Source organism: Arthrobacter sp. SW1 (genome assembly GCF_001766675.1).
Lineage (GTDB): Bacteria > Actinomycetota > Actinomycetes > Actinomycetales > Micrococcaceae > Arthrobacter.
Map to the genome: position 1 here is coordinate 60,934 of NZ_MJLT01000004.1, position 22,933 is coordinate 83,866.

Consider the following 22,933-nt stretch of genomic DNA (forward strand, 5'->3'; position numbering starts at 1 on the left):
CTAGACCAGCCGGACGCTCTCTGCCTGCGGCCCCTTCTGGCCTTCGCCAAGTTCGAATTCCACCCGCTGGCCCTCTTCCAGGGCGCGGAAACCGTCCATCTGGATAGCGGACCAGTGGACGAAGACGTCGTCGCCGGATTCATCGACGGTGATGAAGCCGTATCCCTTTTCGGCGTTGAACCATTTGACGGTTCCCAGAGCCATGTTCCCCACTCTTTTCAGTCTGTGCGTGCCGTCGCCGGGATCTCCGGGCGGCTTCAAACTACTGTAACGAAGGTCACCGTCACCCGGAGGCGCCGGGACGGCGTGGGGAAGCAATGTTATTCAGGCGTAACCGGGGAGCCGGCCGCCCTATGGCTGCGGTCAGTTGTAGCCGGGGCCCAGGACGACGACGAGCGGCACTGTGTAATCGGCGGACTCGCGGATCTCGGTAATTCCGAGGAGCTGACCGAGGGCCTCGGCGTTGCCTTCCTGCGCGGCGCCGTTGTAGAAGATGACGGACGTCTGCTGCGGGGCGCCCTGCCAGTTGCCGACCTCGGACGGCACCCAGCCGTCATTCTGGACCGTGGTGGACACCCGTGCCGCCAGGCCGGCGACGCCGGCACCGTTGTAGACGGCCACCGGGGAAGCTTTGTCCACGGCGGCGGTGCTCGGCGTGGGGGTTGGAGTCGGCGTCGGCGTCGGAGTGGCGCTCGGGGAAGCGCTCGGGCTGGTGCTCGGAGTGGTCTTCGCGGATGGCGAAGGCGCCTGGCTCTCCTGCGTGACGTTCTGCTGGCTGGCGTTCTTGCCGTCCAAGGCGGAGGGCGCGGGCTTGGGCAGGAAGAGGAAGGCCGCCAGGCCCACCACCAGTGCCACGGCGCCCAGGACGAGGACGGGCCACAACACCGGACGGGAGGCTGTGGTCACTACACGGTGGACGCCCTGCCGCGAGGGGTTCTGCGGCACACGGTCGAATTCGTCGCGGGCGAATTTGGTCATGATGAAGCGGTGTCCTTGCTGCTTGCTGCGGGAATCAGCCCTGTACCCAAGCGGCGGTGGCTCAGGCGTCGGATCCGAGGCGGCGGGCCGTGCGGGCCCGCTGACGTGACGTACGTAGTCTACGCAATCTCTTCACGAGCATGGGATCGTGGGCCAGCGCATCCTCGGAGTCGATGAGCGCGTTGAGCAACTGGTAGTAGTGCGTCGCCGAGAGGTCGAAAAGTTCCCGGATGGCTTGTTCCTTGGCGCCGGCGTACTTCCACCATTGGCGTTCCAGGGCGAGCATCTGCTGCTCGCGGGCGCCGAGCGGGGAATCGCTGCGCACTTCCGCAGCCAGTTCCTCCGGGGCCCATCCGCCAGGTCCGGGCGCCATGGGTTCCTGCGCGGGCTCTGCCACGACACACTCTCCTTCACCAGTACCGGCTTTCGCCTGGACAATCCTCCCCTATGGTATCGGGCAAATAACAGCAGTGTCATTTGTCTTGCCGTTTCGCCTGCGGAGCTGTCCCGGGAAGAATGGAGCCGTGGAAAGCGAAGGAACGCTCTTTGACCTCGAGACCGGGGGCGGTGCGGCGGAGTACGAAGAACTCTGCGGCCTGCCTTTGGACAGCCTGCTCGCCCCGGACTGGGCTGCGGCACTGGCGGGCGTGGAGGCGGAACTGCGCTCAGTCCTGGAATTCGTCGCGGCGGAATGCTCCCGCGGCGTCCAGGTACTGCCGGCCGCCGCGGACCTGCTCCGGGCATTCCGGCAGCCACTGGCCGACGTCAAAGTCCTCATCGTGGGCCAGGATCCGTACCCCACGCCTGGACATCCCATCGGCCTCTCCTTCGCCGTCTCGGGACACACCCGCCCCATTCCGCGCAGCCTCGCGAACATCTACCGCGAGTTGGAGTCCGACCTCGGCCTGCCCCCGCGGACCCACGGAGACCTCGGAGCCTGGAGCCGCGAAGGCGTCCTGCTGCTGAACCGCGTGCTGAGCGTCGCCGCCGGGGCTGCGGGGTCCCACCGCGGGAAAGGCTGGGAGGCCATCACGACGGCAGCAGTCACCGCCGTCGTCGGCCGCCGGACAGCGGACGGGAAGCGGAAGCCGCTCGTCGCCATTCTCTGGGGCAAGGACGCCGAGGCGATGCGCCCGCTGCTCGACGGCACGCCGTCGATCTCGTCCGCGCACCCCAGCCCGCTGTCCGCGTCCCGCGGCTTCTTTGGTTCGCGGCCCTTCAGCCGGGCGAACGAGCTGCTCGTGGAACAAGGGGCGTCGCCCGTGAACTGGGAACTGCCGCCGACCGTCTAAGGCCGCCCCAAGCCCGCGGGCCCGGGACAGCTTAGGCTTGCCTTATGAGCATCCTGCCGGCAACCTCCTCCGCCAACCGCACCAGCCGTCCCCAGGTACACCTCGACGTGCTCCGCACGGAACAGCTGTCCCCGCACATGGTCCGCGTGGTCGCCGGCGGCCCCGGCTTTGCCGCGTACTCGAACAACGCATTCGTGGATCGCTACGTGAAGATCGTCTTCCCGCAGCCGGGCGTGGACTACCCCGAGCCCCTGGACCTCTGGGCCATCCGCGAGACCATGCCCCGCGAGCTGTGGCCCTACACCCGCACCTACACGGTGCGCTGGGTGGACGAGGCGGCACAGGAACTCGCCATCGACTTCGTGGTCCACGGCGACGAGGGCCTGGCCGGTCCGTGGGCCCTGCGCGCCCGCCCCGGCGACAGCCTGGTGTTCACCGGGCCCGGCGGCGCCTACAACCCTGATCCCGACGCTGGCTGGCACCTGTTCGCCGGCGACGACGCCGCGCTGCCGGCCATCGCGGCCTCGATCGAATCCCTTCCGGCGGACGCCCGCGGGCTGGCGTTCCTGGAAGTGGACAGCGCCAGGGATGTCCTGGAGATCCAGGCTCCGGCCGGCGTCGAAGTGTCCTGGCTCTTCCGCGACGGCGCTCCTGCCGGCTCCGGCACCCTGCTGGTGGACGCCGTGCGCGATGCCGCCTGGCCGCCGGGCCGGGTGCACGTCTTCGCCCACGGAGAGCGCGGCTACATGAAGGGGCTGCGCGACATATTCTTCCGCGAGCATGGACTGGAACGCAGCCAGGTCTCGCTGTCCGGGTATTGGGCGCAAGGCCGGGTGGAGGACCAGTTCCAGGCCGAGAAGAAACTGCCGATCGGCCAGATCCTCTAGCCGTTCCGGCACGCACGGAGGCGGCGGGCAGCTGCCTTCGGCCTAGCGGCGACGGCGGATGCGGCGGCGTTCGTTGCTGGCGAGGTTCTTGGTCATGGGGCGTGCGAGGTTGTCGCCCAGGACGATGCCGGCCGCCGTCGCGAGGACTATCGCGCCGGCGTTGAGCATGCCGCCGAAACCGGCCAGGATGTCCGCTTCCTCGATCGTCAAAACATACATGGAGCGGAATATGGTGAGGCCCGGCAGCAGGATCAGGGCCGCGGGAACGGCCACCACCAGCTGGGGAGCTCCCAGCCGCAAAGCCACGATCCGTGCCAACAGGCCGATCACCACAGCGGAAAGGGCCGGCGAAAGCCTGCTGCCAAAGCCGAGCGTCGTGGCACCCCACAGGACGAAAAATCCCACCAGGCCGACGGCCGCCGTCGGGAACAGCAGCTTGAGCTGTGTCTGTTCGGTGACGCCGATCGCCAGTACCGCGACGCCGATGAGGATCGCCTGCGCCCACAGCGGATAGGCGTCCGGGAAGGTTTGGGTGACGTTGATGGCTTCGCTGCCGAGGCGGTCTCCCAGCACCAGGGCGATGGCGATGCCGGCCACGATGGCGCCGAAGGTCAGGATGGTGGACAGGAAGCGGCCGGCCGCCGTCACAGGGAAGCCGTTGATGGCGTCCTGCACCGAGGAGACCAGGCGCCCGGTGGGCAGGAGAAGGAGGATGCCACCGGCCACCACGATCGCCGGAGCGATGTCCGCGCCGGCCCAGCGCAGCATCAGCGCGATGAACGTCACCAGGAAGGCGCAGGCCATGGTCACGTAGAAGTCCGGGGTGCGCCAGCGGCCCAGTTGCCGGGCCAGGAGGCTGACCAGGAGGTTCGAAACGAAAGCCAGCGCTGAAGCGCCCGGACCGCCGCCCAGCACGCCGACAAAAGCCGCGGCAAACACCCCGAAGGCCACCGTGACCATCCACCGCGGGAAGGGCTTGCTGCGCCGGATGATCTCGTTGAGGCGGCGGACTGCCTCATCACGGCCCACGCCGCCGGCCACGATGTCGGTGACCAACTGGTGCACCTGGGCCAGGCCGGCGTAGTTGTTCGTCCAGGAGCGGACGACCCGGATGAGGGTGACCGGGGTCTGTTCCTTGGGCGAATAGTTGATGGCCACCGACTGGTTGGTGATGTCCACCTCGATGTGCTTGAGGCCGAGGGAAGCGGTGACGGCAATGATGCTCGTCTCCACCTCAAGGGCTCCTGCTCCGTAACGGAACATGGTTTCGGCCAGGTGCAGGGCGAAGTCGACGGTCTTCCGGGCGGACTCGTCCACCCCGCCCACCTGGATGGTGGGATTCGCATAAGGGCTGCCGGCCAGGCGGTCGACAATGCTGAGTGGAGCCGTGGGCGGGTTCTCGCCCTGGACAAGGCGCCGGAGCATCCGCCGCGCATTGATGTTCTGTTGGACCTGCGAAGGACGGATCGGCTGGGTCTTCGGCAGCCCGTCCGTGTGCGGCCGGCTGCTTCCGTCCGGCTGCTTCCCAGTTTCCGGGTGGTGTCCGGGGCGGTCGGTCACGCGGGTTTTCCTCCAGTCCGTGCGGCCGTCAGGCGGGTTCACAGCAGCTGCTGCTGCGATTCTAGTAGAACTGCTGCCCGGTCCGGCGCGTGTAGAGCTGCCGGGCGATCCGCTCCCCCGCCACGGTCCAGAGCTTGTACTTCAGCGGGCTGAGCACCTGGTCATAGCAGCCCACGAAGTCCGTGACGGTTTTGCTGAAACTGGTCTTGAACAAGCCCAGGCCATGGAAGGGGTGGCTGGTGTCCTTGACCTTGTCCGCGGGCGGGGTGCCGCAGAAATCGTATTCAGTGCAGCCGAGCTCCTTGACTTGGTTGATGGCGGTCCACTGGACCAGGTGCGAGTCGCCGTACTGACCGCGCTTCTGAAGGGATCCGCCGTCCTTGTAAGTGCCCTTGCGGCCGTAGTTGATCACGAAGGCGCCCACGGACGGGACGCCGTTTTCGTAGACGAACAGCAGCCGGCCTTGGCCGCGCTTGATGAAGGCCGTCCAGAACTGGCGGTAGTAGTCGAATTCGCGGACCCGCACCTGGGACTTCGCTTCAACGGTGTTGGTCATCAGCCCGTACATGGCGCGGAAGTTTTCCTCCGTGGGGTCCATGTTCAGGACCTCCACGCCTTCGCGGATGGCCCGGCGCACCGCATTGCGGCCACGGGAATGGAGGGTGCGCAGCAACGGCTGTTCGTCCGGGGAAATGTCCAGGAGCGCGGTGGAGTCGTTCGGCTGCAGGTTGGGAGTCTTCACCAGTCCCGTGGCCTCGATGGCTGCCCGGCTCTCATCGCTGAGCACAATGTCCGGTTCGATCTTGATGGCGAACACGCCCGCCTTGCTGCGCTTCACGAACTCGGCGTTGGCCTTGACGATGCCCGCAATGTCCGAAACCTCTGCGACGTCCGGGCCCTTGATCAGGTACCAGAGCTTGCCCAGCACCGGGAAGGACTTTTCGAGGACCAGGTTGTAGCTGGTGTAGTCCGGTCCTTCGTAGACCAGGTGCAGGGGCTTCCAGCCGTAGTGCTGCTTCACCTCGGCGAAGGCCTCGGACTGCAGGAGGTTTCCGCCGTTCGGATTGGCGGTGACCAGGGCGTCCCAGTTGGCAATTTCCTCGGCGGTGGCGAAGCGGGCGGTAAATTCACGCAAGGGGGCCGTATCCAATCAGTCGCGTACAGGAGAAGCGCAGCCACAAGTCTATCGGCTGGTTAGTACCTGATCTGCGTGGCACTCTCCAGGAACACCGCTGCCGGTTTCTCCCCCAGGGCGCGCTGGCCGCGGACCAGGCGGTCGGCGTCGGCCAGGCCGTCAAGCGACAGGCCCGTCAGCTCCGCGATGTCCTGGATGGGAACCTGGAAGGTCCGGAACGGGCCCAGCGGCGGCGGCTCATCCTCCAGCAACCGCTTCCGGGTGAGCTTCTCCAGCTCCACCTTGTCCAGGAGCGGGGTCTGGTCCACCAGGAAACCCACGGCGCCGAGTTCGGAATCATTGGTCCAGGCGGCGATCTTCCAGAACTTCCGCGGTACCTGCACGCCGCGGTAGGGAGGATCGTCGTCGCGGAACACCGGACCGGTGAAAACGCTCAGCCGGGCATCGAAAGTATCCGCGTGTCCCAGGACATGGTCCTCCAGCCCGACCCAGAGTTCCTTGCCCTGATTGAAGTCATCGATCTGCGGCGCCGCGTTGGTGAAGGCGAAGGTGTCCTGGTTGGCTTTCTTGGCGGTGACGGGATCGCCCCATACCGGATCCAGCCGGCGCACCAGGTGGCCGCGGTCGAAGGCGTTGTTCTTGTACACCTCCGGGCCCGCCTGCTGTTCCTTGGGCACCCGGGGGTCAAAATGCCAGGTGCCTTCCCGCGCCAGCGGGTCCAGTTCCCTGCCGTTGATGTTCACCCCGACAATGGCGGCGAGCTTCCGGTCCGGGCGCAGCCGCACCGAGAAATGTGTGTAGTCCAGAAGAATCGTCTCTACCGACGGACCGGGCAGTTCAAGGCCTGCCCGCAGGAACCCGCTGTCATATCCCCCGCTCATGGGAAAAAGCATGGCACCCGCCCCTGACAATAAACAGGGGGCAGGTACCAAAGCTTAGGCGACGAAGAGAATCAGCATTCCACCACGTTGACGGCCAGGCCGCCCATGGCGGTTTCCTTGTACTTGTGGGACATGTCCTTGCCGGTTTCGCGCATGGTCACGATCACCTCGTCCAGGGAGACCCGGTGCGAGCCGTCACCCCACAGTGCCATCTTGGCGGCGTTGATGGCCTTGGCCGCGGCGATCGCGTTGCGCTCGATGCACGGGATCTGCACCAGGCCGCCGATGGGATCGCACGTCAGGCCGAGGTTGTGTTCCATGGCGATTTCCGCGGCATTTTCCACCTGTGCCGGGGTGCCGCCCATGACCTCCGCCAAACCGGCCGCGGCCATGGACGACGCCGAGCCGACCTCGCCCTGGCAGCCCACCTCGGCGCCGGAAATGGATGCCTGTTCCTTGTAGAGAACACCGACGGCACCGGCCGCGAGCAGGAACTTCACGACGACGTCGTCGCGGTCCTCCTGGGTGGCCTTGTCCATGCCCGGGGCGAAATGCAGCGCGTAATAGAGCACGGCGGGGATGATGCCGGCCGCTCCGTTGGTGGGTGCCGTGACCACGCGGCCGCCGGAGGCGTTCTCCTCGTTCACGGCCAGGGCGATCAGGTTCACCCATTCCTGCCAGTACTTGGGATCGTTGTCCTTGTCCTCCTTGAGGAGGCGTTCGTGCCAGTCGGGAGCCCGACGGCGGACCTTCAGTCCGCCGGGAAGCACGCCTTCGCGCTTGATCGACTTTTCGACGCAGCCTTCCATAACGGACCAGATGTGCAGCAAGCCCTCACGGATCTCCTCCTCGGAGCGGGAGGCGAGCTCATTGATGAGCATGATTTCGGAAATGCTCAGGCCCTTGGAAGCGCAGCGGCCCAGCAGCTCGGCGGCGGTGCGGAACGGCAGCGGGAGTTCCTTCTTGGACTCATCCAGTTCCTTCTGGGCGTTCTCCTCTTCGCCCTCGCGCACGATGAAGCCGCCGCCCACGGAGAAGAAGGTAGCGGTGCTCAGCACCTCGCCGTCGGCGTCACTGACCGTGAACGTCATGCCGTTCGTGTGGCGCGGCAGCACAGTCAAGGGGCGCAGCACCATATCGGACACGCCGTACGGCAGGGCGACGCCGCCGTCGGGATCCAGGGAACCGGCCAGGTGCAGCGTGCCGGTGTCCGCAATGGCGGCCAAGCGCTCTTCCACTTCCTCCGGCAGGATCACCTCCGGGTAATACCCCTCAAGGCCCAGCAGGATGGCCGTCATGGTGCCGTGCCCATGGCCGGTGGCGGCAAGCGAGCCGTACAGGTCCACGCGCAGGGACGCGACGCGCGGAAGCACACCGCTCTCCTTCAGCTCGCCCGCGAACACCGCGGCGGCACGCATCGGCCCCACGGTGTGGGAGCTCGAGGGTCCAAGGCCAACGGTAAAGAGGTCAAAGACGCCAACAGCCATGTCGGTTCCTAACTAGGTGTGTTACATCTGGGGTGCCGTTGAAACCGGCATCCTCTGCGGGCGAAATGGGCCCACACCGTCCGGGTTCCCTGGCTGAGCTTGCGAAGCCAGGGGGACGGTGGGGACGCCCGCTGCCGGATGCCGGCCCCAACGGTTTGCCAGCAAGCACGTCGTTTGGAACGGCATGCTGTTGGCTTTGAAGGGGTGGTGTCAGCCGAGGTTGCTGACAGCCGGGTACAACGGGTGTGCTTCGGCGAGGACCTCGACGCGGTGACGCAGGCCCGAAAGGTCCGCGTCGGCGTCGGCGATCAATGCCTCAGCGATGATATCGGCAACTTCGCGGAAAGCCGCCTCGCCGAAACCACGGGTGGCCAGCGCCGGGGTGCCGATACGCAGGCCGGAGGTGACCATCGGCGGGCGCGGGTCGAAAGGTACCGCGTTGCGGTTGACGGTGATGTCAATCGCGGCGAGGCGGTCTTCGGCCTGCTGGCCGTCCAGCTCGCAGTTGCGCAGGTCAACAAGGACCAGGTGCACATCGGTGCCGCCGGACACCACGGAGATGCCCTTGGCTGCGACGTCCGGCTGGACCAGGCGTTCGGCCAGGATCCGGGAACCGGCCAGAACACGTTCCTGGCGCTCCTTGAACTCCTCCGAGGCGGCGATCTTGAAGGCCACGGCCTTGCCGGCGATCACGTGCTCCAGCGGCCCACCCTGCTGGCCCGGGAAAACGGCGCTGTTGATCTTCTTGGCGATCTCGGCGTCGTTCGTCAGGATGATGCCGCCACGCGGACCGGCGAGGGTCTTGTGCGTGGTGGAGCTGACAACGTGCGCGTGCGGCACCGGGCTCGGGTGCAGCCCGGCTGCCACCAGGCCGGCGAAATGCGCCATGTCCACCATCAGGTACGCGCCAACGAGGTCCGCGATGCGGCGGAACTCGGCGAAGTCCAGCTGGCGGGCGTACGCCGACCAGCCCGCGACGATCAAGGCCGGCTTGTGTTCCAAGGCCAGGGCCTCGACCTCGGCCATGTCCACGGTGTGGGTGTCTTCGCGAACGCCGTAGGGCACCACGTTGTACAGCTTGCCGGAGAAGTTGATCCGCATGCCGTGGGTCAGGTGGCCGCCGTGGGCCAGGTTCAGGCCCATGATGGTGTCACCCGGCTTGATCAGCGCGTGCATCACCGAAGCGTTGGCCTGCGCACCGGAGTGCGGCTGCACGTTCGCGTACTCGGCCCCGAAGAGCGCCTTGACGCGGTCGATGGCCAGTTGCTCGATGACGTCCACGTGCTCACAGCCACCGTAGTAGCGCTTGCCCGGGTAGCCCTCGGCGTACTTGTTGGTCAGCACCGAACCCTGTGCCTGCATGACGGCCACGGCGGTGTGGTTCTCCGAGGCGATCATTTCCAGGCCGCCGCGCTGGCGGCCCAGTTCGTCGTCGATCTTCGCCGCGATTTCCGGGTCCAGTTCGGCCAGCACTGTGTCGAGCGCCGGAGACACTACCTGTTCGAAGGTGGTTCCTGCTGCGGTGCTCACAGTTCGCCACCGTTCTTGGCGGCGTATTCCTCGGCGGACAGCAGGGGGCCGTCAGACACGGCAGCGACCTTGAAGAGCCAGCCGGCGCCGTACGGGTCGGCGTTGATGACGGCCGGGTCATCGATGGCGGCGGAGTTCAGTTCCGTGACCTCGCCGGTCACCGGGGAGTACAGATCGGAGACGGACTTGGTGGATTCGACTTCGCCGCAGGTCTCGCCTGCGGTGACGGTGGAGCCGACCTCGGGCAGGTCAACGTAGACGATGTCGCCGAGGGCGTCGGTGGCCACGGCGGAGATGCCTACGGAGACCAGGTTGCCGTCTTCGCGGGCCACCCACTCGTGTTCTTCGGAGTACTGGAGTCCTGCTTCGACCTTTGCCATGTTTCTTGTTCCTTCTGTTATCGATGATCGAGCTGTATCGGTGATCGAGCTGTGTCGGTGATCGAGCCTGTCGAGATCCAAAGGTTTCGACGGGCTCAACCACCAGGGTCTGTTACCGGTGATCGGGCCTGTCGAGATCCAAGGGTTTCGACAGGCTCAACCACCGGATCGACAGGCTCAACCACCAGGGTCGGTTATTACTTGGCGCGCTTATAGAACGGCAACGCGACAACCTCGAACGGTTCCGCCTTGCCACGCAGGTCCGCTTCCAGCGCGGTGCCGGTTTCGGAGTGCTCGACGTCGACATACGCCAGGGCCACCGGGTAGCCGAGCGTCGGGGACGGCTGCCCGGAGGTCACCTCACCGATCACGGCGCCGTCCTTCAGCACCGGGTAGTGGCTGCGGGCGGCACGGCGGCCGAGGCCCTTCAGGCCCACCAGGCGGCGGCCGGAGGTGGTGCCTGCACCGGCTGCCTTGAGTGCCGCGAGGGCCTCCTTGCCGACGAAGTCGCCTTCCTTGGACAGCGCCACGACGGCCCCGAAACCGGCCTCGAAAGGGTTGCCTTCGAGGGAGAGCTCGTTGCCGTAAAGGGGCATGCCCGCTTCCAGGCGCAGCGAGTCGCGGCAGGCCAGGCCGCACGGGATGAGGCCCAGGCCCGCTCCGGCTTCGCTGATCGCGGCCCACAGGGCGGCTGCGTCCTCGTTCGGCAGGAACAGTTCGAAGCCGTCCTCACCGGTGTAGCCGGTACGGGCCAGGATGACGTCGTGGCCGGCCACCGTGACCTCGGTGAAGGCGTAGTACTTCAGGGCGGTGACCAGTTCGTGCTGGGAGTCGTCCGTGAGCTTCAGCAGGATGGATTCGGCGTTCGGACCCTGGACGGCGATCAGGGAGGTGGCGTCGGAGGCGTTCTCCACCACGACGTCGAAACCTTCCGCGCCGGAACCCTTGACGCGGGCGGCGAGTTCCGCTGCGACGGTAGGCGTGTTGCCCGCGTTGGGGACCACAAGGTACTTTTCCGCAGCGAAACGGTAAATGATGAGGTCGTCGATGATGCCGCCGTCGGCGTTGCAGATCAGCGAGTACTTCGCCTTGCCGTCCACGACGGCGGAGAGCTTGCCGACCAGTGCGTAGTCGAGGAACGCGCCGGCATCCGGGCCGGTGACCCAGACCTCGCCCATGTGGGAGAGGTCGAAGAGGCCCGCGGCCTGGCGGACGGCGTGGTGCTCGGCCAGTTCGGAGGAGTACTTCAGGGGCATCTGCCAGCCGCCGAAGTCCGTGAAGGAGGCGCCAAGCTTCTTGTGTTCTTCGTAGAGGGCCGTGTAATTCGTAGTCATGGTCCTAGCCTTCCGATCCGGTGGTTGAGCCTGTCGATCCGGTGGTTGAGCCTGTCGAAACCTCGAACTCTTCGATGGGCGGGCAGGAGCAGACCAGGTTACGGTCACCTGCCGCGCCGTCGATGCGTCCGACCGGAGGGAAGTACTTGTCCTGCTTGAGCGACTTGACCGGAAAGACGGCCTGCTCGCGCGGGTATTCGCGCTTCCAGTCGGAAGACACGACGGCGGCCGCGGTGTGCGGTGCGTTGCGCAGCGGGGAGTCCTCCACCGTGAAGTCGCCGTTGGCGACCTGTTCGATCTCGGCACGGATGGTGATCATGGCCTCGATGAAGCGGTCGATCTCGCCCAGGTCCTCGGACTCGGTGGGTTCGACCATCAGGGTGCCGGCCACGGGGAACGCCAGGGTGGGTGCGTGGAAGCCGAAGTCGATGAGGCGCTTGGCCACGTCTTCGGCGGTGACGCCGGTGCGGGCGGTGAGCTCGCGCAGGTCCAGGATGCACTCGTGCGCCACGAGTCCGCCTTCGCCGCTGTAGAGCACCGGGAAGTACTCGTTGAGGCGGGCAGCCACGTAGTTGGCAGCCAGCAGCGCGGACTTGGTGGCTTCGGTGAGGCCCTCGCCGCCCATGAGCTTCACGTAGGCCCAGGAAATCGGCAGCACGCCGGCGGAGCCGTAGCGCGAGGCGGAGATCGCCACGCCGTGGCCTTCCTCGTGCGCGGCCTTGGTGGCGTCACCGGGCATGAACGGCGCCAGGTGGGCCTTGGCTGCCACCGGGCCGACGCCCGGACCGCCGCCGCCGTGCGGGATGCAGAAGGTCTTGTGCAGGTTCAGGTGCGAAACGTCGCCACCGAACTTGCCGGGCTGGGCCAGGCCCACCAGGGCGTTCAGGTTGGCGCCGTCAACGTACACCTGGCCGCCGGCTGCGTGCACGGCGTCGCAGACTTCGCGGACGTCGCCGTCGTACACGCCGTGGGTGGACGGGTAGGTGATCATGATGCAGGACAGCACGTCCTTGTTGGCATCGATCTTGGCCTGCAGGTCATCGTGGTCGATCAGGCCTTCGGCCGTGGTGGCGACGACGACGACCTTCATGCCGGCCAGGACGGCGGAGGCGGCGTTGGTGCCGTGGGCCGAGGCCGGGATGAGGCAGACGTTGCGCTGCTCATCGCCGCGGGACAGGTGGTAGCCGCGGATGGCCAGCAGGCCTGCGAGCTCGCCCTGGGAGCCGGCGTTCGGCTGGATGGAGACCTGGTCGTAGCCGGTGATGGTGGACAGGTCAGCTTCCAGGCCTTCGATCAGTTCGCGCCAGCCGGCGGTCTGGGACTCCGGGGCGAAGGGGTGGATCGAGGCGAATTCCGGCCAGGAGATGGCTTCCATCTCGGCGGTGGCGTTCAGCTTCATGGTGCAGGAGCCCAGCGGGATCATGGTGCGGTCCAGCGCCAGGTCGCGGTCCGAGAGTTTGCGGATGTAGCGCAGCAGCTGGGTTTCGGAGCGGTGGGTGTTGAAGACCGGGTGCTGCAGGAAGTCGGAGCTGCGCACGACGGCGGCGGGCAGCTCGAAGCCTTCGGCTTCGGCGACGAGCGGGCCGGCACCGAAGGCGACGGCGACCGCGGAGAGGACCTCCGGCGTCGTGGTTTCATCCACGGAGACACCGACGGTGTCGGCGTCGATGCGGCGCAGGTTGATGCCGCGGGCTTCTGCCGCGGCGATGACCTGTTCGGCCTTGCCCGGGACCTTGACGGTGAGGGTGTCGAAGAACTCACCGGCCACCAGTTCGCGGCCGGCGGCCTGCAGCGTGGCGGCGAGGATGCGTGCGTTGGCGTTCACGGTTTCGGCGATGGCCTTCAGGCCGTCCGGGCCGTGGTAGACGGCGTACATGGAGGCGGTGATGGCCAGCAGCGCCTGCGCGGTGCAGATGTTGGAGGTGGCCTTCTCGCGGCGGATGTGCTGCTCGCGGGTCTGCAGGGCCAGGCGGTAAGCCGGGGTGCCCGCGTTGTCCTTGGACACACCCACGATGCGGCCCGGAAGCTGGCGCTCCAGGCCCTTGCCCACGGCCATGTAGGCGGCGTGCGGGCCACCGAAGAAGAGCGGAACGCCGAAGCGCTGGGCGGTGCCGACGGCGATGTCCGCGCCCTGCTCGCCGGGAGGGGTGATGAGGGTCAGGGCCAGCAGGTCGGCGGCCACGGTGACGAGCGCACCACGTTCCTTGGCGGCGGCGATCACGCCGGAGTGGTCCCACACCCGGCCGGAAACGCCGGGCTGCTGCAGCACGATGCCGTTGATGTCGCCGTCGGGCAGGCCCTGCGACAGGTCGGCGACCTCGACCTCGAAGCCGAGAGCCTCGGCGCGGCCCTGGACGATCGCGATGGTCTGCGGAAGGGCGTCGGCGTCGATGACGGTCTTGCCGTCCGCGGCGGCCTTGTTCTTGTTGGCGCGGCGCATGAGCAGCACGGCTTCGGCCACGGCGGTGGCTTCATCCAGCAGCGAAGCGTTGGCGATGGGCAGGCCGGTGAGGTCTTCCACCATGGTCTGGAAGTTCAGCAGGGCTTCGAGGCGGCCCTGGGAAATTTCGGGCTGGTACGGGGTGTAGGCGGTGTACCAGGCCGGGGATTCGAGGATGTTGCGGCGGATCACCGGCGGGGTCACGGTGTCGTAGTAGCCCTGGCCGATCATCTGGACGGCGGTCTTGTTCTTGGCGGCGAGCTTGCGCAGCTCGGCCAGGACCTCGACCTCGCTCAGGGCCTTGCCGAGGGTCAGGGGCGATTCCTGGCGGATGTCGTTGGGAACCGCGGTGTCCACGAGGGAATCGACGCTGTCATAGCCGACAGTCTTGAGCATGTGGTCGATATCGGCCTGGCGGCGGGCGCCGATATGACGGTCCACGAAGGCGGCTGATGCTGAACTAACAGTCACGAAGGAACTCCATTGACGAAAGAGGGCGCTGGGTACGCCACAGTGGGTGGGTTCCTCCCCGCTCTGTCTTGGACCTGAGAGATTCCGCAGATGAGTCTGCTTGCACCGTCGGTGAGCACCTTGTCCTGAGGGGACAGCATGCTGCTTTCCAGAGTTGCCTTGCCGCGGCGGTACATGGGCCTGAGAGATTCCTGGGGAGGATTTGCTCCTACGGCGCCTGCATCACGTGTCTGCAGGACTCTCCCGCCGCAGATCAGAGGCTTATTCATTTGTGGATGTTGCTGCTGGTGGCAAGCCGTGATGGTTGCCACAAGGCTCAATTGTCCTACGGAGCGGACGTGTCCGCAAATGTAGCCGGCGCCCTGTTTTCAGCGCCGCTCTTTCGATGCCGGCCGGTTGCCGCGGAGGAGCGCGGGCCTTCAGCCCTTGCGGAGGAGCTCGACGGCGGCGAGCAGCGCCTCGACGTCGGCCTGGCGCGCGGCGGCGGCTTCGCCGTGGCCGCTTTCGAACATGGCGTTGAAGTAGAGGCCATCGCCCATGTAGCGGACGGCCTTGGCGTGGTCCGGGCCGATTTCTTCGGCGAGGACATCGAGCCATTGCTGCTGGATCCCCGCGAAGCGCCGGCGGGTCTCCTCATGGGCCACCTCGGCAAGGCGGGTGGCGGCGACAAAGACGCGGTCCATGGGCGTGTCAGCCCAGAGGGAAGACTTGATGAAGAACGCGGAAGCGCCTTCCGGTGCGGCCTTCATGGCGCCGATTTCCACCTCGGCCAGCCGGTCCAGCCGTTCGAGCAAGGCGGCGATCATCGCTTCCTTGTTCGGGAAGTGGTAGAGCAGCCCGCCCTTGGAGACACCGGCCCGCTTGGCCACGGCGTCAAGGGTGGCAGCCCGCTCCCCCACTTCGATCAGGAGGGCTTCGAAGGCATCCAGGACGGCATCCCGGGCAACAGGTTTACGCGGCATGGTGTCCATCATCCCCCACAAGCGCCGCGCCTTCCGGTCCGGTTCCCGGCGGGCGCGCCGCAGGGGCTAACGCGCGGCGGCTTCCTCATGCGCTTCCCCGCGTCCGGCGCCGGACTCCTCGCCTCCCCGGCCCGTGGACGGAAACAGCAGCATCAGGGCGCCGAGACCTACGGCGGCTCCGGCAAGTTGCGCCGCGATGAACGGCAGGACGGACCCGGGCGCAATACCGGCAAAGGTATCGCTGAAGATCCGGCCGACGGTCACGGCCGGGTTGGCGAACGACGTGGATGAGGTGAACCAGTACGCGGCACCGATGTACGCAGCGACCGCCGGGGCGGCCAAGGCTCCACGATTGGTGGACGCGAGCGAAAACACCAGCAGGACCAGCCCCGCAGTGGCCACCACCTCGCCGATCAGGTGCCCGCCGCTGAGCCGGTCCTTGCCGGAGATGGAGGTGCCGACGTCGAACATTGCGTTGGCGAGCGCGCTGCCCGCGATGCCGCCAAGCGTCTGCGCGGCAATGTACGCCCCCAGGTCCCGGACGCCGAGGCCGGAACGGTTGCGCCTGCCCAGGAAACAGTCGACGGCCGAAACCACCGGGTTGAAGTGCGCGCCGCTGACAGGACCGAACACCAGGATCAGCACCCCCAGGCCGAACACCGTTGCCGTGCTGTTCTGGAGGAGCTGCAGCCCGGTGTCCCCGGGAGAAAGCTGCTGCGCGGCGATCCCGGAACCGACCACGACGGCGACAAGAAGGCAGGTGCCCAGGAACTCGGCAGCGGCGCGCCGCCACAACGGCGGTGGGGATGAAGTCATGGAAAAAGCTTGACCCGGAAATTTAGTTCAGTCAACATTGAAGCAATGAACGCTGAAGTAATGAGCCCGTTTGAAGCACGCCTGGCGAAGCACGCCGCGCTTGCCGATCCCACGCGGCTGCGGATCGTGGACCTGCTGACCTTGGGTGATCTCTCTCCGGGCGAGTTGCAGCTTGAACTCGGGCTGCCCTTGAACCTGCTGTCCCATCACGTGCGCACCCTCGAGGACGCGGGGCTCCTGGTGCGGCGCCGCTCGGAGGCGGACAAACGCCGCAGTTACCTCAGGCTGACAGGTGGCGCCCTGGACGGCCTGGTCCCGGGGCGCGAACACCAGGCCGGCCGCATCCTGTTCGTGTGCACCCGGAACAGCGCCCGTTCCCAGCTCGCGGCCGCGCTGTGGAGCAAGGCAAGCAGCATTCCCTCGGGCTCGGCGGGCACGCATCCCGCGGAAGAAGTAGCCCGGGGCGCCGTCGATGTCGCCCGCAGGCACGGCCTGGACCTCTCCGGCTGCGTCCCCCGCTCCTTGGACGAGGCAGGCAGCGCCGCAGATTTCGTCGTCACTGTCTGCGACAACGCACATGAGGAACTCGGCGGCACCGGCGGAGCGCACTGGTCCGTCCCGGATCCTCTCCGGCTCGGAACCCCGGAGGCCTTCGAAGCCGCCTTCACTGAAATCGAGCACCGCGTCAACGAGCTCGCGCCCCGCCTGCATGCCGCCTGAACTCCAGCACGAAGCCGCCACCGAAAGGAACCTCCCATGAGCACAGAAACCACCAGGAAGCCCTCCGTACTCTTCGTCTGCATCCACAACGCGGGCCGTTCCCAGATGGCCGCTGCATTCCTCACCACGCTTTCCCGAGGCGCCATCGAAGTCCGCTCCGCGGGCTCCAAGCCGGCGGACAAGGTGAACCCCGCCGCGGTGGAGGCCATGGCGGAACTGGGCATCGATATGTCAGCCGAAATCCCCAAAATCCTCACCACTGAGGCCGTCAAGGAATCCGACGTCGTCATTACGATGGGCTGTGGGGATGAATGCCCGTACTTCCCCGGCAAGCGCTACGAAGACTGGGTACTGGAAGACCCCGCAGGCAAGGGCGTGGAATCGGTACGGCCCATCCGGGACCAGATCAGGGCCCGGGTCGAAGACCTCATCGCATCCCTGCTGCCCGCCGCCAAGTAGACGCAAAAGATAGCCGCCACACCAAAGGAGCACACCGTGAGCACCGAACAGCTGATCATCATCGGATCCGGTCCCGCCGGCTACACCGCGGCCATCTACGCGGCCCGGGCCGGGCTGGAACCCTTGGTGCTCGCCGGCTCCGTAACCGCCGGCGGCGCCCTGATGAACACCACGGAAGTGGAGAACTTCCCGGGCTTCCCCGGCGGAATCCAGGGCCCCGAGCTGATGGACGGGCTCCAGGAACAGGCGGAGAAGTTCGGCGCGAAGATCGTGTTCGACGACGTCACCTCGGTTGAGCTGAAAGGTCACCTCAAGCGCGTGGTCACCGGGGCAGGTGAGACCCACGAAGCACCCGCGGTCATCCTCGCCACGGGCTCCGCCTACAAGGAACTCGGCCTGCCGGAAGAAAAGAAGCTCAGCGGTCACGGCGTCTCCTGGTGCGCCACGTGCGACGGTTTCTTCTTCCGCGAACAGGACATCATCGTGGTCGGCGGCGGCGACTCCGCCATGGAAGAGGCCACCTTCCTGACCCGCTTCGGCAAGTCGGTCACGGTGGTGGTGCGCAGGGACGAGCTCCGGGCCTCGCGGATCATGGCCCAGCGTGCCAAGGACAACCCGAAGATCAGCTTTGCCTGGAACTCGGCGGTGACGGCAATCCACGGGGACACGAAGGTCACCGGAGTAACGCTCACCGACACGCGTACGGGCCAGACCCGGGAACAGGCTGCCACGGGCATCTTCGTGGCGATCGGCCACGTGCCAAGGACTGAGCTGCTCACCGGCCAGGTGGACCTGGACGACGAGGGCTACATCAAGGTGGACTCCCCCACCACCGTCACGAACATTGCCGGCGTCTTCGCCTGCGGCGACGCCGTCGACCACCGCTACCGCCAGGCGATCACCGCGGCCGGCAGCGGATGCGCCGCGGCCCTGGACGCCGAACGCTACCTTGCCGCCCTCGACGACGCCGACAGCATCGCCACCGCCATGGTGGAAGAACCCACGCATTCCTGACCCCTAACAGCAAGGACCCCCATGACCGAAATCCCCGGGAAGCCCAGCGTCCTCTTCGTCTGCAGCCGCAACGGCGGCAAATCCCAGATCGCCGCAGGCCTCATGCGGGAACTCGCGGGCGATGCCGTCGAGGTCCGCTCCGGCGGCACCAATCCCGGGAACTGCCTGAACGAAGAATCGGTGGAATCTCTGGCCGAACTCGGCATCGACATCTCCGGCGAGCAGCCGCGCGGCGTGACGGACGAAGACCTGGCCGCCGCCGACGTCGTGGTGGTGCTGGGAACGGAAGCGAAGCTCGAACCGAAGGGACCGGCTCGCTTCGAAACGTGGGTGACGGATGAGCCGTCGGCCCGTGGAATCGAGGGCATGGAACGCATGCGCCTGCTGCGCGACGACATCCGCGGGCGGGTGCAGAAACTGCTTGACGGACTCGAACGCTGACCTCACCTCGGCGCGGACAGCACACGGCTGCATTATTACGTCACGCGCGCTTTGCGTAATAGGGCACCAATCCGCCATCCTAGGAAGGTTCAAAGGTTTGGCTACCCTAATCTCCGGCGGCCTCCCTTGGATTCTCAGCCACTTGGCTCCTGTTCGCAGAAAGTAGCACCCATGATCCGCAAGAACGCGCTGGCAGGGATTGCCCTCGCCGCAGCCGCTGCCCTCGGCCTGACCGCCTGCGGCGGTTCCACCCCCTCCGCGGAGAACAGCAGCCCGGCCGGGCCCACCGACATCACGGTGTACAACGCCCAGCACGAGAGCATGACCAAGGAGTGGATCGACGAGTTCACCAAGGAAACGGGCATTACCGTCACCCTGCGCCAGGGCTCCGATTCGGAAATGTCCAACCAGATCATCCAGGAAGGTGCCGCCTCCCCGGCCGATGTCTTCCTGACGGAGAACTCCCCCGCCATGGCCCAGGTGGAAAACGCCGGGCTGTTCGCCGACGTGGACAAGGCCACCCTGGCCCAGGTGCCGGCGGCGTTCCGCCCCTCCACCGGCAAGTGGACCGGCATCGCAGCCCGTTCCACCCTGTTCGTCTACGACAAGAACAAGATCAGCGAAGACAAGCTGCCCAAGTCCATGCTTGACCTCGCCAAGCCGGAGTGGAAGGGCAAGTGGTCCGCATCGACCTCCGGCGCCGATTTCCAGGCCATCGTCTCGGCCCTCCTTGAACTCAAGGGCGAAGCTGTCACGAAGGAATGGCTCAAGGGCATGAAGGAAAACGCCAAGGAGTACAAGGGCAACCGCACCGCCATGAAGGCCGTGAACACCGGCGAGATCGATTCCGCGCTGATCTACCACTATTACTACTACGGCGACCAGGCCAAGACCGGCGAGAACTCCAACAACGTCACGCCGTACTACTTCAAGAACCAGGATCCGGGTGCGTTCATCTCCGTTTCCGGCGGCGGCGTGCTGAAGTCCTCCAAGAACGCGGCCAAGGCCCAGGCCTTCCTGAAGTTCATCACCAGCAAGAAGGGCCAGGAGATCCTGCGCGACGGCACCTCCTTCGAGTACTCCATCGCGTCCAAGGTGGACGCCAACAGCAAGCTGGTTCCGATCAAGGAACTGCAGGCTCCCACGGTGGACCCGGCCAAGCTGAACTCCAAGAAGGTCACCGACATGATGACCGAGGCCGGCCTCCTCTAACCCGGCGACCGGCAGTTCAGTGACATCTTCCGCATTCCCGGAACCACCGGGGAGCACGACGACGGCGGGCAAGGGCAAGCGCCCTCGCCCGCCTTTCGGCGTTCCGGCGCTGTCCGTCACGGCGGTGCTGATCGCCCTGTTTTCGCTCCTGCCGCTGGGCTACGTGGCCTACATGACCGCGGCAACCGGTTGGGACACCGCCGTCGGGCTGATCTTCCGGCCGCGCGTCGCCGAACTGCTGGGCAACACTGTCCTGTTGATTGTCCTCACGGTGCCACTGTGCCTGCTGCTCGGTGTCGGCGGCGCGTGGTTGGTGGAGCGGACGTCGCTGCGCGGGCACCGGATATGGGCAGTGCTCCTGGCCGCGCCACTGGCGATTCCGGCGTTCGTGAACAGCTACGCCTGGGTCTCCGTGGTGCCGTCGCTGGAAGGCATCTGGTCCGGCGTCCTGATTGCCACTTTGTCCTATTTCCCGCTGGTCTATATTCCCGCGGCCGCGATGCTGGGACGCCTGGATCCGGCGATCGAACAATCCGCGGCATCGCTGGGCCTGGGCCCGTGGGCCGTCTTCTTCCGGGTGGTGCTGCCGCAGTTGCGGATCGCCATGACGGGCGGGGCACTCCTGGTGGCCCTGCATCTGCTGGCTGAATACGGTGCGTTCGCGATGATCCGCTTCGACACCTTCACCACCGCGATCATGACCCAGTTCCAGTCGACGTTCAACGGCACGGCGGGGAACATGCTGGCCAGCGTGCTGGTGTTGTTCTGCCTCGGCCTGCTGCTGCTGGAGGTCCGCAGCCGCGGCACCGCGCGGTATGCCCGGATCGGTTCCGGGGCCCAGGCCAAGCCGACGCGCCTGCCCCTCGGCGCCTTCCAGCTTCCCGCCCAGGCAGCCCTGCTGGCGCTCACGGCCCTGGCCTTCGGGCTGCCCTGCTGGCTGGTGCTGCGCTGGGTGCTGCTGGGCGGCGTCGAGGTCTGGGATGCCGCCGAATTCATCCCGGCGCTGTTCCAGACGCTCGGCTACGGACTGGCCGGGGCCCTGGTGACCACCGTGGTCGCATTCCCCCTGGCCTACCTCGCCGTCCGGCACCCCAGCTGGTTCAGCAAGGCGTTGGAGCTCTCCAACTACATCACCAGCTCCCTGCCGGGCATCGTGGTGGGCCTGGCCTTCGTCACCATCAGCATCCGGCTGGCCCCGGGAATCTACCAGACCTCCGGCCTCCTCATTGCCGCCTATGTGCTGCTGTTCCTGCCGCGGTCCCTGGTGAACCTGCGCTCCGGCCTGGCGCAGGCGCCCAAGCAGTTGGACGAAGCCGCGCGATCCCTGGGCAAGTCTCCGCTGGCGGCGTTCCTGAGAGTCACCCTGCGGCTGAGCGCGCCGGCGGCGGCGGGCGGCGCTGCCCTGGCATTCCTCGCCATCGTCAACGAACTGACGGCCACCCTGCTGCTCTCCCCCAACGGAACCAGCACGCTGGCCACCGAGTTCTGGAGCAAGACCAGCGAGATCGACTACCCCGGCGCCGCACCGTACGCCCTGCTGATGATCGTGCTGTCCGCTCCGATGACCTACTTCCTTTTCCAACAGTCCAAGAAAGCGGCCGGGCAGTGACCGAACCATCTTCTTCCACCGTTTCCGCCCCTCGCATCGCCCCGGCCATCGCGTCCACCACGGATCCGCACCTGGACATCACGGACGTCACCAAGCATTTCGGCACCCAAGCGGTACTCCAGGGCATCAATCTCTCCGTAGCCAAAGGCGGCAGCACGGCGATCGTGGGCCCCTCGGGTTCCGGCAAGACCACCCTGCTGCGGCTGATCGCGGGCTTCGAGTACCCGGACTCCGGCTCGATCGGCCTGAACGGCAGGACCGTGGCCGGCAGCGGCGTCTGGCAGCCGGCCCATAAGCGGCAGGTCGGCTACGTGGCCCAGGACGGTGCGCTGTTCCCGCACCTGACAGTGGGGCAGAACATCGCCTTCGGCCTGGACCGGGCGGACCTCCGGGCATCAGGGCCCGACGGCGGCCGGGGTACCGTGCGCGGGCGGGTCGCCGAGCTGCTCGAGATGGTGTCGCTGGACCCCGCGATGGCCAAGCGCCGCCCGCATGAACTGTCCGGCGGCCAGCAGCAGCGGATCGCCCTTGCCCGGGCGCTGGCCCGCAAGCCTGAACTGATGCTGCTTGACGAGCCCTTCTCGGCACTGGATGCCGGGCTCCGGGTGGCGACCCGCCGGGCCGTCGCCAAGGTGCTGAACGAGGCCGGCGTCACCACCATCCTGGTCACCCACGACCAAGCCGAGGCGTTGTCCTTCGCGGACCAGGTGGCGATCATGCGCGGCGGAAGGCTAGCCCAGATCGGCAACCCCTTCGTCGTCTACACGCGGCCGGCCGACCGGGCCACCGCGGAATTCCTGGGCGATGCCGTCATCCTGGACGCCTGGCTGGAGGGCTCCTTGGCCACCTGCTCGCTGGGCGGCATTCCGGTCCGGCGCTCACCGGCGCAGGGCGCCGTGCAGCTGATGCTGCGTCCGGAGCAGATCCGGATCGCCCCCGACGGCCCGATCCGCGGCGTGGTGGTGGATACCGACTACTTCGGCCCGGAAACCACAGTCCGGATCCGCCTGGCACCCTTGCCGGGTGCGGGCTCGGACCACCGCTTCCCGGGTGGCGGCGAAGTCATCACCATCCGCCATTGGAACGCTTCCATCACCAAACCCGGCACGGAACTGTGCTTGCGCGTGGTGGGTGAAGGCGTGGCCTTCCCCGCGGAAAACCGCTCCTGAGCACCAAGCCAAGCAAACAAAAAAGTGATCCAGCTTGCATTGGGGCCGCTCTGCGCCCATACTAAATGAACGCTATTCATTTAGTGATTCTTGTCTCAATGGCCGCCTGGCGACAGCATTTCCTCCCCCACCGCGCCCGGCCAGCTAGAAAGGGCC

Annotated in this window: 22 protein-coding genes and 1 riboswitch; of the genes, 9 read left to right on the plus strand and 13 right to left on the minus strand. The window is 66.7% G+C overall.

Annotated elements, in window-relative coordinates; all coding sequences use genetic code 11:
• From BIU82_RS04645 to BIU82_RS04655, 3 genes are all read right to left on the minus strand, one after another.
• Window positions 1-204 (minus strand): cold-shock protein, encoded by a 204-nt coding sequence (locus BIU82_RS04645; protein ID WP_070348304.1) that lies wholly within the window; start codon window positions 202-204, stop codon window positions 1-3.
• 159 nt (window positions 205-363) lie between these two features.
• The gene (locus BIU82_RS04650) at window positions 364-978 is read right to left on the minus strand and encodes a LytR C-terminal domain-containing protein (RefSeq protein ID WP_070348305.1); all 615 of its coding nucleotides are present in this window, start codon (window positions 976-978) and stop codon (window positions 364-366) included.
• Window positions 979-1,039: 61 nt separating this feature from the next.
• The gene (locus BIU82_RS04655) at window positions 1,040-1,351 is read right to left on the minus strand and encodes a DUF3263 domain-containing protein (protein WP_070348306.1); all 312 of its coding nucleotides are present in this window, start codon (window positions 1,349-1,351) and stop codon (window positions 1,040-1,042) included.
• 223 nt (window positions 1,352-1,574) lie between these two features.
• On the opposite strand from BIU82_RS04655, the gene BIU82_RS04660 reads away from it, so the two are divergent.
• Entirely contained in the window at window positions 1,575-2,270 is a 696-nt protein-coding gene (locus BIU82_RS04660; RefSeq protein WP_253182689.1) for a uracil-DNA glycosylase, read from the plus strand.
• A gap of 44 nt (window positions 2,271-2,314) precedes the next feature.
• Complete coding sequence (locus tag BIU82_RS04665) at window positions 2,315-3,157, plus strand: siderophore-interacting protein (RefSeq protein WP_070348308.1); 843 nt, start codon at window positions 2,315-2,317, stop codon at window positions 3,155-3,157.
• Between the two features lie 42 nt (window positions 3,158-3,199).
• Here the strand turns inward: BIU82_RS04665 and BIU82_RS04670 are convergent, their stop codons facing one another.
• From BIU82_RS04670 to BIU82_RS04715, 10 genes are all read right to left on the minus strand, one after another.
• Window positions 3,200-4,717: a threonine/serine exporter family protein gene (locus BIU82_RS04670; RefSeq protein WP_070348309.1), complete on the minus strand. Its 1,518-nt coding sequence runs from the start codon at window positions 4,715-4,717 to the stop codon at window positions 3,200-3,202.
• A gap of 61 nt (window positions 4,718-4,778) precedes the next feature.
• Complete coding sequence (locus BIU82_RS04675; protein ID WP_070348310.1) at window positions 4,779-5,852, minus strand: peptidoglycan bridge formation glycyltransferase FemA/FemB family protein; 1,074 nt, start codon at window positions 5,850-5,852, stop codon at window positions 4,779-4,781.
• Window positions 5,853-5,911: 59 nt separating this feature from the next.
• The gene (locus BIU82_RS04680; protein WP_070348356.1) at window positions 5,912-6,733 is read right to left on the minus strand and encodes a DNA/RNA non-specific endonuclease; all 822 of its coding nucleotides are present in this window, start codon (window positions 6,731-6,733) and stop codon (window positions 5,912-5,914) included.
• 71 nt (window positions 6,734-6,804) lie between these two features.
• A complete protein-coding gene (locus BIU82_RS04685) occupies window positions 6,805-8,220 on the minus strand; it encodes an L-serine ammonia-lyase (RefSeq protein ID WP_070348311.1) in 1,416 nt (471 codons plus the stop codon).
• 210 nt (window positions 8,221-8,430) lie between these two features.
• Entirely contained in the window at window positions 8,431-9,750 is a 1,320-nt protein-coding gene (glyA, locus tag BIU82_RS04690; protein ID WP_070348312.1) for a serine hydroxymethyltransferase, read from the minus strand.
• Window positions 9,747-10,130, minus strand: a complete 384-nt coding sequence (gcvH, locus tag BIU82_RS04695) for a glycine cleavage system protein GcvH (RefSeq protein ID WP_070348313.1) — start codon at window positions 10,128-10,130, stop codon at window positions 9,747-9,749. The genes glyA and gcvH overlap by 4 nt, the downstream gene beginning before the upstream one ends.
• Window positions 10,131-10,327: 197 nt before the next feature.
• On the minus strand, window positions 10,328-11,464 hold the full coding sequence (gene gcvT / locus BIU82_RS04700) for a glycine cleavage system aminomethyltransferase GcvT (protein WP_070348314.1): 1,137 nt from the start codon (window positions 11,462-11,464) through the stop codon (window positions 10,328-10,330).
• Window positions 11,465-11,468: 4 nt separating this feature from the next.
• Window positions 11,469-14,375 (minus strand): aminomethyl-transferring glycine dehydrogenase, encoded by a 2,907-nt coding sequence (gene gcvP / locus BIU82_RS04705; protein WP_070348315.1) that lies wholly within the window; start codon window positions 14,373-14,375, stop codon window positions 11,469-11,471.
• 158 nt (window positions 14,376-14,533) lie between these two features.
• A riboswitch (glycine riboswitch) is annotated at window positions 14,534-14,631 on the minus strand.
• Between the two features lie 163 nt (window positions 14,632-14,794).
• The gene (locus BIU82_RS04710; RefSeq protein WP_070348357.1) at window positions 14,795-15,337 is read right to left on the minus strand and encodes a TetR/AcrR family transcriptional regulator; all 543 of its coding nucleotides are present in this window, start codon (window positions 15,335-15,337) and stop codon (window positions 14,795-14,797) included.
• Window positions 15,338-15,403: 66 nt separating this feature from the next.
• Window positions 15,404-16,153, minus strand: a complete 750-nt coding sequence (locus BIU82_RS04715; protein ID WP_070348316.1) for an MIP/aquaporin family protein — start codon at window positions 16,151-16,153, stop codon at window positions 15,404-15,406.
• A 60-nt stretch (window positions 16,154-16,213) separates the two neighbouring features.
• Between BIU82_RS04715 and BIU82_RS04720 the strand changes: the two genes are divergently transcribed.
• From BIU82_RS04720 to BIU82_RS04750, 7 genes are all read left to right on the plus strand, one after another.
• Window positions 16,214-16,873, plus strand: a complete 660-nt coding sequence (locus tag BIU82_RS04720) for a helix-turn-helix domain-containing protein (protein ID WP_253182684.1) — start codon at window positions 16,214-16,216, stop codon at window positions 16,871-16,873.
• A 36-nt stretch (window positions 16,874-16,909) separates the two neighbouring features.
• Window positions 16,910-17,332 carry an arsenate reductase ArsC gene (locus BIU82_RS04725; protein WP_070348318.1) on the plus strand — a complete coding sequence of 141 codons (423 nt, stop codon included), beginning with the start codon at window positions 16,910-16,912 and terminating at the stop codon, window positions 17,330-17,332.
• A 36-nt stretch (window positions 17,333-17,368) separates the two neighbouring features.
• Entirely contained in the window at window positions 17,369-18,346 is a 978-nt protein-coding gene (gene trxB, locus BIU82_RS04730) for a thioredoxin-disulfide reductase (RefSeq protein ID WP_070348319.1), read from the plus strand.
• Between the two features lie 21 nt (window positions 18,347-18,367).
• Window positions 18,368-18,787 carry a low molecular weight phosphatase family protein gene (locus tag BIU82_RS04735; RefSeq protein ID WP_070348320.1) on the plus strand — a complete coding sequence of 140 codons (420 nt, stop codon included), beginning with the start codon at window positions 18,368-18,370 and terminating at the stop codon, window positions 18,785-18,787.
• Window positions 18,788-18,958: 171 nt separating this feature from the next.
• Complete coding sequence (locus BIU82_RS04740; protein WP_070348321.1) at window positions 18,959-19,999, plus strand: iron ABC transporter substrate-binding protein; 1,041 nt, start codon at window positions 18,959-18,961, stop codon at window positions 19,997-19,999.
• Window positions 20,000-20,108: 109 nt separating this feature from the next.
• Window positions 20,109-21,608 carry an iron ABC transporter permease gene (locus tag BIU82_RS04745; RefSeq protein ID WP_070348358.1) on the plus strand — a complete coding sequence of 500 codons (1,500 nt, stop codon included), beginning with the start codon at window positions 20,109-20,111 and terminating at the stop codon, window positions 21,606-21,608.
• The gene (locus BIU82_RS04750; RefSeq protein ID WP_171906496.1) at window positions 21,605-22,777 is read left to right on the plus strand and encodes an ABC transporter ATP-binding protein; all 1,173 of its coding nucleotides are present in this window, start codon (window positions 21,605-21,607) and stop codon (window positions 22,775-22,777) included. The genes BIU82_RS04745 and BIU82_RS04750 overlap by 4 nt, the downstream gene beginning before the upstream one ends.
• Window positions 22,778-22,933: the final 156 nt, after the last annotated feature.

Excerpts from the sequence above, each read along its gene's own strand:
- BIU82_RS04645 (WP_070348304.1), bottom strand. The coding sequence starts at position 204 with ATGGCTCTGGGAACCGTCAAATGGTTCAACGCCGAAAAGGGATACGGC.
- BIU82_RS04650 (WP_070348305.1), bottom strand. The coding sequence starts at position 978 with ATGACCAAATTCGCCCGCGACGAATTCGACCGTGTGCCGCAGAACCCC.
- BIU82_RS04655 (WP_070348306.1), bottom strand. The coding sequence starts at position 1,351 with ATGGCGCCCGGACCTGGCGGATGGGCCCCGGAGGAACTGGCTGCGGAA.
- BIU82_RS04665 (WP_070348308.1), top strand. The coding sequence starts at position 2,315 with ATGAGCATCCTGCCGGCAACCTCCTCCGCCAACCGCACCAGCCGTCCC.
- BIU82_RS04680 (WP_070348356.1), bottom strand. The coding sequence starts at position 6,733 with ATGAGCGGGGGATATGACAGCGGGTTCCTGCGGGCAGGCCTTGAACTG.
- BIU82_RS04685 (WP_070348311.1), bottom strand. The coding sequence starts at position 8,220 with ATGGCTGTTGGCGTCTTTGACCTCTTTACCGTTGGCCTTGGACCCTCG.
- gcvH (WP_070348313.1), bottom strand. The coding sequence starts at position 10,130 with ATGGCAAAGGTCGAAGCAGGACTCCAGTACTCCGAAGAACACGAGTGG.
- gcvT (WP_070348314.1), bottom strand. The coding sequence starts at position 11,464 with ATGACTACGAATTACACGGCCCTCTACGAAGAACACAAGAAGCTTGGC.
- BIU82_RS04710 (WP_070348357.1), bottom strand. The coding sequence starts at position 15,337 with ATGCCGCGTAAACCTGTTGCCCGGGATGCCGTCCTGGATGCCTTCGAA.
- BIU82_RS04715 (WP_070348316.1), bottom strand. The coding sequence starts at position 16,153 with ATGACTTCATCCCCACCGCCGTTGTGGCGGCGCGCCGCTGCCGAGTTC.
- BIU82_RS04720 (WP_253182684.1), top strand. The coding sequence starts at position 16,214 with ATGAGCCCGTTTGAAGCACGCCTGGCGAAGCACGCCGCGCTTGCCGAT.
- BIU82_RS04725 (WP_070348318.1), top strand. The coding sequence starts at position 16,910 with ATGAGCACAGAAACCACCAGGAAGCCCTCCGTACTCTTCGTCTGCATC.
- BIU82_RS04735 (WP_070348320.1), top strand. The coding sequence starts at position 18,368 with ATGACCGAAATCCCCGGGAAGCCCAGCGTCCTCTTCGTCTGCAGCCGC.
- BIU82_RS04740 (WP_070348321.1), top strand. The coding sequence starts at position 18,959 with ATGATCCGCAAGAACGCGCTGGCAGGGATTGCCCTCGCCGCAGCCGCT.